This window comes from Bradyrhizobium sp. DN3 (genome assembly GCF_041357655.1).
Taxonomy (GTDB): Bacteria; Pseudomonadota; Alphaproteobacteria; order Rhizobiales; family Xanthobacteraceae; genus Bradyrhizobium.
On record NZ_JAULLN010000014.1, the window covers coordinates 22,541 to 37,401 of the forward strand.

14 protein-coding genes are annotated in these 14,861 nt (G+C 62.8%); 7 read left to right on the forward strand and 7 right to left on the reverse strand.

The annotated features are described in order from the left end of the window. Nucleotides 1-98: 98 nt before the first annotated feature. Nucleotides 99-662 carry a MarR family winged helix-turn-helix transcriptional regulator gene (locus tag AAE027_RS20985; protein WP_370986690.1) on the reverse strand — a complete coding sequence of 188 codons (564 nt, stop codon included), beginning with the start codon at nt 660-662 and terminating at the stop codon, nt 99-101. A 363-nt stretch (nt 663-1,025) separates the two neighbouring features. Here AAE027_RS20985 and AAE027_RS20990 point away from each other — a divergent pair, with 363 nt between their 5' ends. Further along, nucleotides 1,026-2,111 carry an alpha/beta hydrolase family protein gene (locus AAE027_RS20990; RefSeq protein WP_370986689.1) on the forward strand — a complete coding sequence of 362 codons (1,086 nt, stop codon included), beginning with the start codon at nt 1,026-1,028 and terminating at the stop codon, nt 2,109-2,111. A 45-nt stretch (nt 2,112-2,156) separates the two neighbouring features. Here AAE027_RS20990 and AAE027_RS20995 read toward each other — a convergent pair whose 3' ends face one another. After that, nucleotides 2,157-3,059 (reverse strand): LysR family transcriptional regulator, encoded by a 903-nt coding sequence (locus tag AAE027_RS20995; RefSeq protein ID WP_370986688.1) that lies wholly within the window; start codon nt 3,057-3,059, stop codon nt 2,157-2,159. 100 nt (nt 3,060-3,159) lie between these two features. On the opposite strand from AAE027_RS20995, the gene AAE027_RS21000 reads away from it, so the two are divergent. Continuing rightward, the gene (locus tag AAE027_RS21000; protein WP_370986687.1) at nt 3,160-4,140 is read left to right on the forward strand and encodes a Bug family tripartite tricarboxylate transporter substrate binding protein; all 981 of its coding nucleotides are present in this window, start codon (nt 3,160-3,162) and stop codon (nt 4,138-4,140) included. Nucleotides 4,141-4,624: 484 nt separating this feature from the next. On the opposite strand, the gene AAE027_RS21005 is transcribed toward AAE027_RS21000, so the two are convergent. The 4 genes from AAE027_RS21005 to AAE027_RS21020 all read right to left on the reverse strand — a co-directional run bounded on the left by AAE027_RS21005 (nt 4,625) and on the right by AAE027_RS21020 (nt 8,798). Further along, complete coding sequence (locus tag AAE027_RS21005; protein WP_370986686.1) at nt 4,625-5,713, reverse strand: TRAP transporter substrate-binding protein; 1,089 nt, start codon at nt 5,711-5,713, stop codon at nt 4,625-4,627. 164 nt (nt 5,714-5,877) lie between these two features. Then, the gene (locus AAE027_RS21010; protein WP_091888831.1) at nt 5,878-6,966 is read right to left on the reverse strand and encodes a TRAP transporter substrate-binding protein; all 1,089 of its coding nucleotides are present in this window, start codon (nt 6,964-6,966) and stop codon (nt 5,878-5,880) included. A gap of 205 nt (nt 6,967-7,171) precedes the next feature. Next, entirely contained in the window at nt 7,172-8,308 is a 1,137-nt protein-coding gene (locus AAE027_RS21015) for an Mrp/NBP35 family ATP-binding protein (protein ID WP_370986685.1), read from the reverse strand. Nucleotides 8,309-8,360: 52 nt separating this feature from the next. Beyond that, nucleotides 8,361-8,798, reverse strand: coding sequence for a VOC family protein (locus AAE027_RS21020; RefSeq protein ID WP_128945625.1), 438 nt, complete (start codon nt 8,796-8,798; stop codon nt 8,361-8,363). Between the two features lie 197 nt (nt 8,799-8,995). On the opposite strand from AAE027_RS21020, the gene AAE027_RS21025 reads away from it, so the two are divergent. The 5 genes from AAE027_RS21025 (at nt 8,996) to AAE027_RS21045 (ending at nt 13,859) form a co-directional block, all read left to right on the forward strand. Further along, entirely contained in the window at nt 8,996-9,868 is an 873-nt protein-coding gene (locus AAE027_RS21025) for an NAD(P)-dependent oxidoreductase (RefSeq protein WP_130213866.1), read from the forward strand. Nucleotides 9,869-9,986: 118 nt separating this feature from the next. Then, a complete protein-coding gene (gene nhaD / locus AAE027_RS21030) occupies nt 9,987-11,267 on the forward strand; it encodes a sodium:proton antiporter NhaD (protein WP_370986684.1) in 1,281 nt (426 codons plus the stop codon). A gap of 165 nt (nt 11,268-11,432) precedes the next feature. Then, nucleotides 11,433-13,028: a sensor histidine kinase gene (locus AAE027_RS21035; RefSeq protein ID WP_176945652.1), complete on the forward strand. Its 1,596-nt coding sequence runs from the start codon at nt 11,433-11,435 to the stop codon at nt 13,026-13,028. Between the two features lie 44 nt (nt 13,029-13,072). Continuing rightward, nucleotides 13,073-13,276 carry a DUF1289 domain-containing protein gene (locus AAE027_RS21040; RefSeq protein ID WP_370986683.1) on the forward strand — a complete coding sequence of 68 codons (204 nt, stop codon included), beginning with the start codon at nt 13,073-13,075 and terminating at the stop codon, nt 13,274-13,276. Between the two features lie 28 nt (nt 13,277-13,304). Further along, nucleotides 13,305-13,859 carry a TIGR02281 family clan AA aspartic protease gene (locus tag AAE027_RS21045; RefSeq protein ID WP_370986682.1) on the forward strand — a complete coding sequence of 185 codons (555 nt, stop codon included), beginning with the start codon at nt 13,305-13,307 and terminating at the stop codon, nt 13,857-13,859. Nucleotides 13,860-13,864: 5 nt separating this feature from the next. On the opposite strand, the gene dusA is transcribed toward AAE027_RS21045, so the two are convergent. Beyond that, a complete protein-coding gene (gene dusA / locus AAE027_RS21050; protein WP_370986681.1) occupies nt 13,865-14,857 on the reverse strand; it encodes a tRNA dihydrouridine(20/20a) synthase DusA in 993 nt (330 codons plus the stop codon). Nucleotides 14,858-14,861: the final 4 nt, after the last annotated feature.

The following is a 14,861-nucleotide window of genomic DNA, read 5'->3' on the forward strand; positions in this document are numbered from 1 at the left end:
AAAGCACCCAGCGGAACTGGTCACCGGTCAGGTTCGTGTAAGCCAATCAGGTGTGCACTCGTAAGGCGGGGACGGCGGGCGTAGCAAGCTGGCCCCTTTTAGCCCCGCCCCTCGAAATAGGCGCAAAGCAGGGTCGTCTCCTTTTGGGCTATGGATTTCCGAAAGAGCCGGCACTTGAAACGGCGGTCCTTCCCCTCTCCGCTCTCGATCAGGAACATGCATTCACTGCAAACGTCACTACGGTGACGGCGCTTGGCAACATCGAGCCCAACCAGGACGCGGCGAAGTGTATCGCGCAGCCGAGATTGATCGGGGAGCTCAAGGGCCACAAGCTGATCGCGCAGGGCGTTCATCGGATCGCGCTCCAGGAACCTCTCGCCTTCACTTGTAAGGCAGAGCGAAATCGAGCGCTTATCCTCTGCAGATGGCTTGCGGACCATCAGTCCCTTGCTCTGCAGTACGGCGGCAATCTGCGATGCGGCGCTGCGGGGCGTGCCCAAAAAGCTGGCGAGAGCAGTCGGCGTCCGCGAAAATCTGTTTGCGCGAGCGAGAAAGCGCAAGGCCATCCATTCGCGATCGCTAAGACCCGAACGATTACCTTCAAAATGCCAACTGTCGGCAGATTGTATCAGGAGTTGTACGATCTCAATTGCCATGCTCATCGATAAGTCCCCACGGGAAACGGCCGCCCTGGCATCTCGATCGGAGATCGAGAGCCGCCGTGTCAGGTGAAAGCTGAATTCCCGTCGGAACTGGTTGAGTCCGGTATGCTGTACCGTGAAGTCGGAACGACGGTGAACGAACCGCCGCGACTTCAGCCCGATTGCCGGATTCCGATAGCCTGATCGTTCCGCGAAAGGAACACCGAAGAACTACGCATCGCGCTAGCGTTGAGATGACACCAAATCTCGCGCGTTCGATGGACATCGACAGCCTCTGCCCCGCACCGCTGATGAGCATGCATCGAGAGGGCAGAGGCACTCTTGTCAGGTTCGTGTAAGCCATGGCCGCGCACAGGTCGTAGGATGGATGGAGCGCAGCGAAACCCCATCCTGCGGACCGATCCGTTCCAAACAGAGACTCCGGCAGAACTCAAACGAGAGCAACACATGCACCTGTTCAGATTCACACTCGCATCCGCCTTCTGCATGATGACGACGTTCGCCCAGGCGGCCGGCTTTCGCTTCATCACGGTGCCGGCCGATGCTGGCTTGCCAGCATTCCAGGCGGCCGTGTGGTCGCCGTGCCAGGAGCAGGCGGGCGAAGTCAAACTTCGCACGATCACTTTGCCTGCGACGCGGGACTGTGCGGTCTCAGGTGACAAGCTGCCATTGATCGTGATCTCGCATGGCTATGGGGGATCCTTCATCGGCCATCATGACACGGCCGAGGTGCTCGCCGATGCCGGGTTCGTCGTCGTCGCGCTCGACCATCCCGTCGACGCCGGCGGTGGCGACATGAGCCGTGCGGACACGCTCGCCGCATTGACGGAGCGACCCGCAGACATCACGAGATTGATCGACCATATGCTCACCGCATGGTCCGATCATGCGAAGCTCGGCCGTGACCATGTCGGGTTCTTTGGTTTTTCGAGGGGCGGCTATACCGGCCTGGTGGTCGCGGGCGCCAATCCCGATCTGCGAAAGGCCATCGCCTTGTGCCCGGAAAATTCGCCGAAACCCAGCTGCGCCGAACTGCGACGAAACGAGATCCCGGCACAAGCATTGGCGCATGACCCGCGCGTCAAGGCCCTTGTCGTTGCCGACCCCGCCTTCGGTCCATTGTTCGACCGGGAGGCTCTGAAGGACGTAAAAATTCCGATCCAGCTTTGGGCGTCGGCGCTGAGCGGAGACGACAAGACCGGCGGCGAAGTCACGCTGGATTATGTTTCACTGATTGAGCGCGACCTGCCGGTCAGATCCGACTATCATCTCGTGCCGAATGCCGGTCATTATGCATTCCTTCCGCCCTGCACGCCGGATCTGGCGAAGAAGCGTCCCGACATCTGCACCGACAGACCTGGGTTCGACCGCGCCGCCTTTCACGATCAGCTCAACGCCGCCGCCCTGGCCTTCTTCCGAACGCATCTGGCAGGGACCGATCGGCCGTGAAGGGGCGCCATTGTCTTGCGCCGAAGCGGACAGGTGAGCTCAGAATTACGAAGGTCTCTTCTTTGCCATCACCCGAACCAAGCTCAGGAACTTCTTCAGGACCGGCGACGGATCATCTCGCCGCCAGGCCAACCCGAGAACAGCCTTTGGAGAGGCATCTGCAAGACGGCGATAAGTGACCCCCTTGATACGGGCGCTCTGCATCGTCGACGGCACAAGTGCGATGCCCAGCCCGGCCGCGACCAAGCCAAGAGTAGATGTAATTCGGGGCGCCGGCTGGCCCAGGCGAGGCGTAAACCCCGCCGCTCGACACGCCGCCATGGTCTCGTCGTGCAGACCGGTCCCCGCCGGACCGATCATGATGAATTGGTCGCTTGCCAGACCTTTCAGCGAGACAGTTTTCGATCTGGTCCTTGCCAAGGGGTGATGACTTGGCAGCGCCGCGATCAACGGCTCCTCTTGAAGAAGTGTCACCACGACTCCGTTTGCATGCACTTGAGGAGCACGTACGAATGCCACGTCCATCTGATCGTTGTCGAACTGAGCAACGATCTCGTTGCTGAGCCCTTCGTGCAAAACCAGCGAAACCGTCGGAAATCTTTCACGGAACGTGCAGATGGCGTCGGGAACGAGTGGGTTGAACGGCGCAGTTGGTGCGATGCCGATGCATAGAGTACCTTGCTCACCCCGTGCTGCACGGCGCGTTGTTTCGATCGCGCGATCGAACTGCACGAGGACGGCTTTGGCCTCGCGAAGGAGTGCCTGACCCGCGATGGTCAATTCGACGCCACGAGAGGAACGACGGAAAAGCTGAACGTTCATTTCTCGTTCCATCAAGCTGATTTGGCGACTCAGGGGCGGCTGCTGCATGTCGAGGCGCTCTGCTGCACGCGTGATGTGCTTTTCTTCAGCGACGGCAATGAAATATCGAAGGCGCCGGAGATCCATGGACATACCCAAAAAGTATCACGATCGCTCCGAGCATATCATAGCGAACGCCCGCTCAAAGTGCGATATCTGCCGTCACCTGGCTCGGAGGAGAACGGGTATGCCATTGCAAAGGCGTGATCTCCTGAAAATCGCATTTGCCACGATCGCGACGGCGGCTGTGCCACGGATCGCGTTGGTTGCTGAAAGTTATCCGACGCGAAGTGTGCGCCTCATAGTGGGATTTCCCGTCGGAGGACCAGTCGACATCGCGGGCCGAGTGATTGCTCCTTGGCTTTCCGAGCGCTTGGGCCAGCCCTTCATCGTCGAAAACCAACCGGGCGAGAGCGGAAATGTCGCCACCAGATCCGTCGTCAAGGCAGAACCTGACGGCCACACGCTTCTCGTCTGCGGGCCGGTGAACACGATCAACACGACCCTCTTCAAAGAGCTCGACTTCGATTTTGGTCGCGATATCACGCCAGTTGCGGATCTTTACCAAGTCCCGCTTGTCATCGAGGTGCATCCTTCCGTTCCGATCAGGACGGTTTCGGAGCTGGTTGCCTACGCCAGGGCCAATCCCGGAAAGCTCAAGGTCGGATTTGCCGGCCGAGGCACGCCACAGCACATCGGCATCGAGCTGTTCAAGACCATGACAGGCATAGACGTCACGCTCGTACCCTATCTCGGCTCAAGACCCGCGCTCTCGGACCTTCTGGCCGGCAGCATCCACGCAATGTTCGACCCAATGCCTTCGTCGATTGCGCACATCAAGCGGGGCGAACTTGTCCCGATCGCTGTGACAACTCTGAGCAGATCGGCAAACCTCCCCGACGTGCCGATTGCTGCCGACACCGTCGCAGGCTACGAGGCAGGATCGTGGTTCGGCATAGGCGCGCCGCGAGCAACACCGAAAGATATCGTCGATAAGCTAAATGGCGAGGTCAACGCTGCACTTGCGACCCCGAGCATCAAGGAGAAGCTTGCAGAGCTCGGAGGGAACATGATGCCCGGCTCACAGGCACAATTCGAGCAGTTCATCGTGCAAGAAACTGAGAAATACGCCGGCGTGATCCGCTTGGCAGGACTTGCAGCGAAGTGAGAGGTTTCCGCTCATAGCCCTAAGCCGATCGGTTTGGCCCATGCCTTGCGCAGTGCGCCTTGAACCTCATCGGGATCGAAGTCCATGGTCACTCCCAAGGATCGGCCAAGGATGGGCACAGCGACAGGGTTTTCGGATTTTTCGATGATAGCTTTTTGCCACTGTGTTGCCCGACGAGTCAAGCGGCTTCGCAACTAGCAGCATCGGGAGATGCCGAAACGTTTCCGTCGCTCATTGGTCCCGCCCCCCACTTCCGCTCTCAAAACACGGCGCGCGCCGCGGCCGCGCGAGGATCGTCGCATCCCGCTGATTTACGACGACGTATCAGTCTGTTGGCAACATCGACAGGAAGTACCGCCGTGACCCCTCGTCTACTGTGCATGGGGTTGTTTTTGCATATTTTGAGTCTGGCACTCTCCAAACGCGGAGACGACAACGCCCCGGAGCCTTCGCTCCGGGGCGTTGCAGGCAACAGCTGGCGTGATCAGCTCTGCGAGCGCCGCGCCATGAAGATGTCGTAGCCGACCTCGGCGACCTGGAACCAGGCGTAGCCGTCGCTCGTGAACTTGGCGAGGGAATCGTGCACCTTCTTGAAGCTGGCGTTGGTCGCGCCGACTTCGGCGTGCAGCTCCTTGGCAGCCTTGTGGCAGGCATCCATGATCGACGGCGAGAAGGCGTGCAGCTTGGTGCCGCCCGCCAGCAGCTTCTTCAGTGCCAGCGGATTGGCGTTGTCGTAGCGCGCCATCATGTAGTTGTTGGCGTAGTGGCCGGCCTGCTCCAGCACGCTCTGGTAATATTTCGGCAGCGCGTTCCACTTGTCGAGGTTGACGAAGGCGAGCAGCATCGGTCCGCCTTCCCACCAACCGGGATAGTAGTAGTGCGGCGCGATCTTGTAGAAGCCGAGCTTCTCGTCGTCATAGGGGCCGACCCATTCGGCGGCGTCGATGGTGCCCTTCTCCAGCGCGGGATAGATATCGCCGCCGGCGAGCTGCTGCGGCACCACGCCGAGCTTCTGGAGCACGCGGCCCGCAAAGCCGCCAATGCGGAATTTCATGCCCTTCATGTCGTCGGGCGTGTTGACCTCCTTCCTGAACCAGCCACCCATCTGGCAGCCGGTGTTGCCCGCGAGCAGCGAGACGACATTGTAGCCCTTGTAGAATTCGTTGAGCACGTCGCGCCCACCGCCCAGCATGTACCAGGCCTGGTTGATGCGCATGTTGGGACCGAACGGCACGGCCGAGCCGAAGGTGAAGGTCGGGTCCTTGCCGAAATAGTAGTAGGACGCGGTGTGGCCGATCTCGCAGGTGCCGTTCTGCACGGCGTCGAGCACCTGGAGACCCGGCACGATCTCGCCGGCGGCGAAGATCTGGATCTGGAATTTGTTGTCGGTCGCTTCCGCGACCATCTTGCACATCATCTCGGCGCCGCCGAACAGCGTATCGAGCGATTTCGGCCAGCTCGTCGGCATGCGCCATTTGATTTCCGGCATCGACTGCGCGATCGCGGGCGCCGCGAGCGTGGCGGCGCCGGCCGCACCAAGTCCCGTGACCTTGATGAAGTCTCTTCTCTTCATGATTTCCTACCCTGATGGATCTGCTTGTTGGGCCTTCTTGCCGAGGCTTGGGGACAGCATGGATCATCGCTCCGCCGAATGCCATCCCGATCGCACTGCGGCAAAGAAAAAGCCCGGCCTCCTAGAGGAGGCCGGGCTACTGGTCTTACGACTTAAGCCGTAGATCAGCCGCGGGTGCGCGAGCGGATCATGAAGCTGTCGTAGGTATATTCGGCGACCTGCCACCACAGATATTCGTCGGAGCGGTAGGCCTGCATGGCGTCGATCGACTTCTTGAAATCGGCGTTCTTGCCCGAGATCTCAGCCCACAGCTCGTTGGTCGCCTTGAGGCAGGCTTCCAGCACCTCGTTGGTGAAGGGACGCAGCTGGGTGCCGCCGGCGACCAGACGCTTCAGCGCCGCCGGATTCTGCATGTCGTAACGCGCGGCCATCCAGCTGTTGGCGTTGGCCGTCGCGTTGGTGAGGATCGCCTGGTAGTTCTTCGGCAGCGCATTCCACTTTTCCAGATTGGCGAAGGCGTGGACGGTCGGACCGCCTTCCCAGAAGCCCGGATAATAGTAGTACTTGGCGACCTTGGCGAAGCCGAGCTTCTCGTCATCGTAGGGGCCGACCCACTCGGCCGCGTCGATGGTGCCCTTCTCCAGTGCCGGATAGATGTCGCCGCCGGCGAGCTGCTGCGGCACCACGCCGACCTTCTGGAGCACCTGGCCGGCAATGCCGCCGATGCGCATCTTCAGGCCGGAGAGGTCGGCAACCGTCTTGATCTCCTTGCGGAACCAGCCGCCCATCTGGGTGCCGGTGTTGCCGCAGGGGAAGCCGATCACGTTCGACTTCTTGAAGAACTCGTTGGCGAGCTCGTTGCCGCCGCCCTGATAGAGCCACGAATTCTGCTGGCGCGCATTGAGGCCGAACGGCACCGAGGCGAAGATCGCGAAGGTCGGGTCCTTGCCGACATAGTAGTAGGACACGGTGTGGCACATCTCGACCGTGCCGCTCGAGGTCGCATCCAGCGCCTGCAGGCCGGGGACGATTTCACCGGCGGCGAACACCTGGATCTGGAACTTGTTGTCGGTCATCTCGGCGACGTATTTCGCCACCTGCTCGGCGCCGCCATAGATGGTGTCGAGCGACTTCGGGAAGCTCGAAGTCAGGCGCCACTTCACCTCGGGCGAGGACTGCGCGATTGCCGGCGAGGCCACCGCGGTCGCCGCCGCGCCTGCTGCCGACACTTTGAGAAAATCACGACGCTTCATCTTCATCTCTCTCCTTGCTGGGGCGTTTCCCCTCAACTTCTCTTTTGCTGCCGCTCATTCCGGCGACGCGTGAAGGCCGCGTCGAACCGAAGGGGCTTGACTGCCGTGGGCCTTTAACACGGACGGCCCAGTTTCGGAACGCGACAATGGCATGACGGGGCTCTACGAAAGTCGCATGTCCCCGGAGCTTGCCGCGGCGGCCGGTTCAGGCCGCGGCGATGACACCCTTGAGCTGGTCCCGTACCTGGCCTGCAATGGCGCGGTAGATCGCCGCATGAGGTCCGTCCGGCTCGCTGTCGACCACGGGATTGCCGGCATCCGAGGTGGCGCGAATCGCCATGTGCAGGGGGATCTCGCCCAGGAACGGTACGCCGAGCTTCTCGGCCTCGTGCCGCGCCCCGCCATGGCCGAAGATGTCCGACTTGGTGCCGCAATGTGGGCACTGGAAGTAGCTCATGTTCTCGACGATGCCGAGCACGGGCACGTTGACCTTCTTGAACATGGCAAGCCCCCGTCTTGCGTCGATCAGGGACAGGTCCTGCGGGGTCGAGACGATCACCGCGCCCTTCAGCGGCACGTTCTGCGCCAGCGTGAGCTGGGCATCGCCGGTGCCCGGCGGCATGTCGACGACCAGCACGTCGAGCTTGCCCCACTCGACGTCGCGCAGCATCTGCGTCACCGCCGACATCACCATGGGACCGCGCCAGATCATCGCGGTCTCCTCCTCCACCAAAAAGCCGATCGACATGATGGCGAGGCCGAAGCGCCGCAGCGGAATCATCTTGCGCTCGTCGTTCAGCTCCGGCTTGTCGCGCAGGCCGGTCAGCCGCGGCACCGAGGGACCGTAGATGTCGGCGTCGAGCAGCCCGACCTTGAGACCGACGTCGCGCAGGCCGAGCGCCAGATTGAGCGCGGTGGTCGACTTGCCCACCCCGCCCTTGCCGGAGGCGACCGCGATCACGGCGGCAACGCCGGGAATCTCGGACTGCCGCGCCATCGGCGATTGGCCGCCCTGCGGCGGCTTGTGGGCGTGGACCGGCTGCACGCCGGGCGTGCCACGGCTCGGCTGCGGGGGTGGCGGCGGCGCGGAGCCCGGCTTGCGCTCGGCGGTGAGCGCCACCATCGCGGTGGTGACGCCGGGAATGGCGCGCACGGCGGCTTCCGCTTCGGCCCGGATGGACTCCCAGGCCCGCGCCTCGGCGGCATCGACATTGATCGAGAAGAACACCTTGCCGTCGGAGGCGCTGATCGCGCTCAGCACGTTGGCATTGGTGAGCGCGACCCCGCGCGGCGACTTGATCCGGCCAAGGCTGTCGAGAACCTGTTGCTGCGTCACGCTCAAAGCGCATCTCCTGATTTCAAGATGCCCCATTAGAGCGGAAACGCCCAAAAGGCTACTGCCTGCCGATATCGTCAGCCATCTCCGCGGGCGCCGCCCCCTGCTCCCTGGCCGCCTCGTAATTCAGCTCGATCATCACCCCGTTGGGGTCGTGGACGAAGATCTGCCAGAGCTCGCCGCCGGGCACCTGGCGGGACTCGAACTTCATCCCCTTGGACGCCAGCCGCTGCTTCATACCGTCAAAGCCGCGGCTGACGAAGGCGACATGGTGGACAACGCCGGAATCCGGCTTTTGTGGCTCGGCGGTCGGAGAAATATCGACGAGGTGCACCACCGGTTTCCCCTCGCTGTACATCCAGGCGCCCGGGAAGGCGAAATTCGGCCGGGCGCCATTTTCCAGGCCCAGCACGTCTTCGTAGAAGCGGACCGTCTCGGCCAGTTTCCGGGTTCGGATGTTGAAATGATCGAGCACGCCCACGCTCACGCCGCCCAAACCCATGCCCATGCCTTCGCTCCCTTTTTTGAAGTCCTTGAGGTCCGCCATCCTAGCACAGGGGACCGCCAAACGAAGCCGTTGCCCTCTGGCCTCAAGGGTTTATGGTGCGCCCCAATCCGCCCTCACGGCGGAACCAGGCGCCCTGCTCGCCCGGCAAGAACCGTAAAACCCAAACTACGGACAAGGTACCATACATGGCAAAAGTCGCTTTCCTCGGTCTCGGTGTCATGGGCTTCCCCATGGCCGGACACCTCGTGAAAAAAGGGGGCCATGAGGTCACCGTCTATAACCGCACCGCGGCCAAGGCGAAGGAGTGGGCAGACAAGTTCGGCGGCAAGACCGCACCGACCCCAAAGGCCGCCGCCGAAGGCCAGGATTTCGTGATGTGCTGCGTCGGCAACGACAACGATCTGCGCGCGGTCACGATCGGACCCGACGGCGCGTTTGCCGGCGTCAAGAAGGGCGCAACCTTCGTCGACCACACCACCGCTTCGGCCGAAGTCGCACGCGAGCTCGATGCGGCCGCGACCAAGGCCGGCTTCAAATTCATCGACGCCCCCGTCTCCGGCGGCCAGGCCGGCGCCGAGAACGGCGTGCTGACGGTGATGTGCGGCGGCGCGCAGGACGCCTATGCCGGTGCCGAGCCGATCATCACAGGCGCCTATGCGCGGATGTGCAAACTGCTCGGCCCCGCCGGCTCCGGCCAGCTGACGAAGATGGTCAACCAGATCTGCATCGCCGGTCTGGTGCAGGGTCTTTCCGAAGGTATCCACTTCGCCAAGAAGAGTGGCCTCGACGTCGCCGCAGTGATCGAGACCATCTCAAAAGGGGCCGCACAGTCCTGGCAGATGGAGAATCGCTACAAGACCATGAACGAGGACAAGTACGATTTCGGCTTCGCGGTGGAATGGATGCGCAAGGACCTCTCGATCTCGCTGGCTGAAGCTCGCCGCAACGGCGCCAACCTGCCGGTGACCGCACTGGTCGACCAGTTCTACTCCGAGGTGGAGAAAATGGGCGGCAAGCGCTGGGACACGTCGAGCCTGCTCGCGCGTCTGCAACGCTGAGGAACATCTTGACTGTTTGCTGCCGGGCACGGCGCCGTCCCAGACCTCGACGCGGCCTGCACCGCGACGAGGTCTGGCGAGCACATTGAGCTGAAAGAACAAGTTCGGGGGGACTGACTTGCTGAGCGTGATCGCCGCCGTTTTCATCGTTGCGTATGCTGCCATCGCGCTCGAACACCCGCTCGGCATCAACAAGAGCGCTACGGCTCTCCTGGGAGCGGGCCTGCTCTGGACCATCTACGCGATGTCCGTCGGCGACGCCTCGCTCGTCAACCACCAGCTCGACGAATCCGTCGCCTCGACGGCGCAGATCGTCTTCTTCCTGATTGGCGCCATGACGATCGTCGAGGTGATCGACGCCCACAACGGCTTCGAAGTCATCACCTCGGTCATCCGCACCACGAAGCAGACCACGCTGATGTGGATCATCGGCTTCGTGACGTTCTTCCTGAGCGCGATCCTCGACAACCTCACGACCACCATCGTGATGGTCTCGCTGGTTCAGAAGCTGATCGGCAACAGGAGCGACCGCCTGCTGTTCGCTTCCCTGATCGTCATCGCCGCCAATGCGGGCGGCGCCTGGACCGTCATCGGCGACGTCACGACGACGATGCTCTGGATCGGAGGGCAGATCTCGCCTGTCAGCATCATGGGAGCGGTATTCCTGCCGTCTCTGCTCAACCTGCTGATACCGCTGCTCATCATTGGCTACTCTGTCAAAGGGAAGGACATCGTCCCGCCGCTGCAACGAGAAGCGCAGGCTCTCAAGGTCGAGCTGTTCGAGCGCAATCTGATGTTCTATCTCGGCCTCGGCACACTGGTCGCCGTCCCGGTTTTCAAGGCCGTGACGCACCTCGCACCCTTCATCGGGATCTTGTTCGGGCTGGGCATCCTCTGGCTGGTCGGCGAGATCGTTCACCGCCACAAGGACGAGGATGCGCGTCGCCCCCTCACCCTCGTCCATGCGCTGACGCGCATCGACATGAGTTCCATCGTGTTCTTCGTCGGCATTCTCCTGGCCGTCGCCTGCCTGGAGCACGCCCGCGTGCTGGAGCTGCTGGCCAAATGGCTCGATACCACGGTCGGCCGTCTCGACATCATCGTCATCCTGCTCGGCCTGTTGAGCGCCATCATCGACAACGTGCCGCTCGTCGCGGCGACGATGGGCATGTACAATCTGGTGCAATACCCGCCGGACAGCTTCATCTGGGAATTCATCGCCTATTGCGCCGGCACCGGCGGCTCGATCCTGATCATCGGCTCGGCGGCCGGCGTCGCCGCGATGGGGCTCGAGAAGATCGAATTCTTCTGGTACGCCCGCCGGATCGCAGGTCCCGCGCTTGTGGGATATCTCGCGGGTGCACTGGTCTACATTGCGCAGCACTCGCTGCTGTATTGATCCGTCGTGACTGGACGTTCGGCACTGCCGGTTCCGGCAGAGGTGTTTCTTAATCATCCGTTAACGTAATTCTTTAGCTCCTTAAGTCACCTCTTAAGGATTTCTTGCCAGAGATAGACAATGCAGAAGGCCCGCGTCCGGCGTGGGCAGGAATCGTGTTGCTTGATGAGTAACCCCGCTGAAAAGCCCGAGGTTGTGCAGCTTCCGGCCGAGCCGGTGAGCGCTCCATCGGCTAGCAGCCGCAGGGCTGCGGCGCAGCGGGTGCGCGAGGCGCGCGACAAGTTAACCTCGACCAGCGGAACCCGGCCGGCCTTCGACGCCGAGATGCTGCGCCAATATGCCCAGACGCGGCTGTCGGCTTCCTATGTCGTGATGCTGCTAGTGGTCGCCACCGGCGTGCTGTTCGGGCTCTGGATGCAGCCGATTCCGGCGGCGGCCTGGACCGCGGGCATGCTCTGCATCCACAGCGCGATGATCCGCAGCTGCCGGCGGTTCCTGACTGAGGCCACCTCTCCGGCCGCGACGCGCGCATGGCGAACGCGTTTCGTCGTGCTCGATCTGCTCTATGGCCTGTGCTGGATGGCGATCCTGATCCACCCCGTGCTCGACATGGTCACGGAAACGCTGATGATGTTCCTGATGCTGCTGGTGATCGCGGTATCGAGCATGCTGGCCGCCAATCTGCCGATCGCCGCCGTTGCCGCCACCGCGCCCGTCGCGGTCGCAATGGCCCTGAGCTTCGTGATGACCGGCTCGCTGGACAATTACATTCTGGCGGCACTCGCGGTCGCAGCCGAAGGCTATTTCGTCCTGCTGGCCCACCGCCTACACTCCTCGACCTTCGCCACGCTCGAGGCACGCGCCGAGAAGGACGCACTGATCGGCGAGCTCGAACAGGCCAAGGCAATCTCGGACGAAGCACGTCACCGCGCCGAATCCGCCAATGTCGCCAAGTCACGCTTCCTCGCGCAGATGAGCCACGAGCTGCGCACGCCGCTGAACGCCATCCTCGGTTTCTCCGAGGTGATGAAGAGCGAGATTTTTGGCGCACACGCGGTGCCGGTCTACAAGGAGTACTCGGCGGACATCCATAATTCCGGCGTGCACTTGCTCAACCTCATCAACGAGATCCTCGATTTGTCGCGGATCGAGGCCGGCCGCTATGAACTCAACGAGGAAGCAGTGTCGTTGGTCGGCATCGTCGCCGACTGCCATCATTTGATGAAGCTGCGCGCCTCGAGCCGCGGCATCACCATCCACGAAGTGTTCGAGCAGGCCATGCCGCGGCTCTGGGCCGACGAGCGTGCGATCCGCCAGGTCGTGCTCAACCTGCTCTCCAACTCCATCAAGTTCACGCCGCAGGGCGGCGAGATCTGGCTCAAGGCGGGATGGACCGCTTCGGGTGGACAATATCTATCGGTGAAGGATTCCGGCTCCGGAATCCCCGAGGACGAGATCCCGGTCGTGCTCGCCTCGTTCGGCCAGGGCTCCAACTCGATCAAATCGGCCGAACAGGGCGCAGGCCTCGGCCTGCCCATCGCCAAGAATCTGATCGACCTGCATGGCGGCACGTTCACGCTGAAATCGAAGCTGCGCATCGGCACCGAGGTGATCGTCACCTTCCCGCCGGAGCGCGTGATGAGCGCGCTGGCGCCGCTGTCGGATGATTCTCCGCCGCTGCAGCCCGAGAGTTCGCTCGTTCCCGACGAGAAGCGCCGGCCGCGCCACAAGCCGATCATGAGCGCAGGCACGGGCTCTTAACGAGATGCTTGCAGACATGCCCGACGATCCCTCACAATGTCCGTATGAGCAAAGAAACGCCGTGCGTCGCCGTCTGCATGATCGATCCCAAGACCAAGCTTTGCTTCGGCTGCGGCCGGACTTTGCCGGAGATCGCGCGCTGGCACGCCATGGACAGCGCGGAGCGGCTGACGGTCATGGCGCTGTTGCCGGCGCGGATGGATCAGGCAGGACTCGCACCGATCGCGACTTCGCCGAAACGTACCTGATCGGCTCGCGCGCATCTGGAGGCGCGCAATGATCCGCTTCCTGCTCGTTCTCATCATGCTCGCCGGCACCGCAGGTGCGGTCGTCGCCTATGGCGATCCCGACCAGATCGCGCGCGCCAGCCACAAGGTCTCGCACATCTTCCGCGCGCAGACCGCCGCCCCGGCCCCCGCCGTGCATATCCCGCGCGGCCAGGGTGGCGAGTTCGCACTGCGTGCGAAGATCAACGGCGTCACCGCGCCGATGGTGATCGATACAGGTGCGACCTCCGTGGTGCTGACCTGGGAAACCGCGAAAGCGATCGGACTGCCGCTCGAGATGCTCGAATACGACGTCGACCTGGAGACCGCGGGTGGCCACACCAAGGCGGCGCGGCTCACGCTCGACCGTCTCGCGGTCGGCAAGCTGGTCGAGAAGTCGGTGCCGGCCCTGGTCGTGCAACGTGGCCAGATGAAGACCAATCTGCTCGGCATGAGCTTCCTCGACCGCCTGGAAAGCTGGGGCGTGCGCGCGGACACGCTGATGCTGACAGGTTATCCGGAGCTCCAGAAGGGCCCCCGCCGCTCGCGCATCGCGATCGACTAGACGAGCTACGCCGCCTCCGCTGGCGCAGGTGCACCGATACGCGCGATCGCCTCGCGCAGCACGTCGAGACCGGCGCCCGGCTTCACCCCATGCTCGGCAAGATGGCGGCGGAAGGCGCGCGCGCCGGGAACGGCGTGGAATGCGCCGACGAAATGCCGCGTGATCGCGTGCAGCCGGGTGCCGCGCGCGAGCTGCTGTTCGATGTAGGGCATCATCGCCTCGAGCGCGTCCTGCATGGACGCGTGCGGCGCCGCCTCGCCGAAGATGTCGGTATCGACGCTGAGCAGCCGCCACGGCTCCTGATAGGCGGCGCGGCCGAGCATCACACCGTCGACATGGGCAAGATGCGCCTTCGCATCGTCGATGCCCGGGATGCCGCCATTGATGATGACGGGCACACCAGGCATCGCGCGTTTGAGCCGATAGACGCGATCATAGTCGAGCGGCGGGATGTCGCGGTTCTCCTTCGGCGACAGGCCGTTGAGCCAGGCTTTGCGGGCGTGCACAATCAGTGCATCGGAGCCGGACGCCACCACCGCGCGCGCGAGCGTATCGAGCGCCACTTCAGGGTCCTGCTCGTCGATCCCGATACGGCACTTCACCGTGACGGGAACCGCGACCGCGCGCTTCATGGCGTCGACGCATCTCGCCACCAGTTCCGGCTCCGCCATGAGGCAGGCGCCAAACCGGCCATCCTTCACGCGATCGGACGGGCAGCCGACATTGAGATTGATCTCGTCATAACCGAACGCCTCGCCGATCCGCGCAGCCAGCGCGAGCTCGTGCGGCTCCGACCCGCCAAGCTGAAGCGCCACCGGATGCTCGCACGCGTCGAACCCAAGCAGCCGCTCCCGATCGCCATGAATAATGGCGCCCGTGGTCAGCATCTCCGTATAAAGCAGCGCCCGCCGCGTCAGTTGACGGTGGAACACCCGGCAATGCCGGTCGCTCCAATCCATCATAGGGGCTGTGGAAAATTTTCGATCTAAGCCATTCATTTTA

Bases quoted from the DNA above. Each gene is read 5' to 3' on its own strand.
- AAE027_RS21035 (WP_176945652.1), top strand. From the start codon at position 11,433: ATGAGTAACCCCGCTGAAAAGCCCGAGGTTGTGCAGCTTCCGGCCGAG.
- AAE027_RS20990 (WP_370986689.1), top strand. From the start codon at position 1,026: ATGGATGGAGCGCAGCGAAACCCCATCCTGCGGACCGATCCGTTCCAA.
- AAE027_RS21025 (WP_130213866.1), top strand. From the start codon at position 8,996: ATGGCAAAAGTCGCTTTCCTCGGTCTCGGTGTCATGGGCTTCCCCATG.
- dusA (WP_370986681.1), bottom strand. From the start codon at position 14,857: ATGAATGGCTTAGATCGAAAATTTTCCACAGCCCCTATGATGGATTGG.
- AAE027_RS21005 (WP_370986686.1), bottom strand. From the start codon at position 5,713: ATGAAGAGAAGAGACTTCATCAAGGTCACGGGACTTGGTGCGGCCGGC.
- AAE027_RS21045 (WP_370986682.1), top strand. From the start codon at position 13,305: ATGATCCGCTTCCTGCTCGTTCTCATCATGCTCGCCGGCACCGCAGGT.
- AAE027_RS21040 (WP_370986683.1), top strand. From the start codon at position 13,073: ATGAGCAAAGAAACGCCGTGCGTCGCCGTCTGCATGATCGATCCCAAG.
- AAE027_RS21000 (WP_370986687.1), top strand. From the start codon at position 3,160: ATGCCATTGCAAAGGCGTGATCTCCTGAAAATCGCATTTGCCACGATC.
- AAE027_RS20985 (WP_370986690.1), bottom strand. From the start codon at position 662: ATGAGCATGGCAATTGAGATCGTACAACTCCTGATACAATCTGCCGAC.
- AAE027_RS21010 (WP_091888831.1), bottom strand. From the start codon at position 6,966: ATGAAGCGTCGTGATTTTCTCAAAGTGTCGGCAGCAGGCGCGGCGGCG.
- AAE027_RS20995 (WP_370986688.1), bottom strand. From the start codon at position 3,059: ATGGATCTCCGGCGCCTTCGATATTTCATTGCCGTCGCTGAAGAAAAG.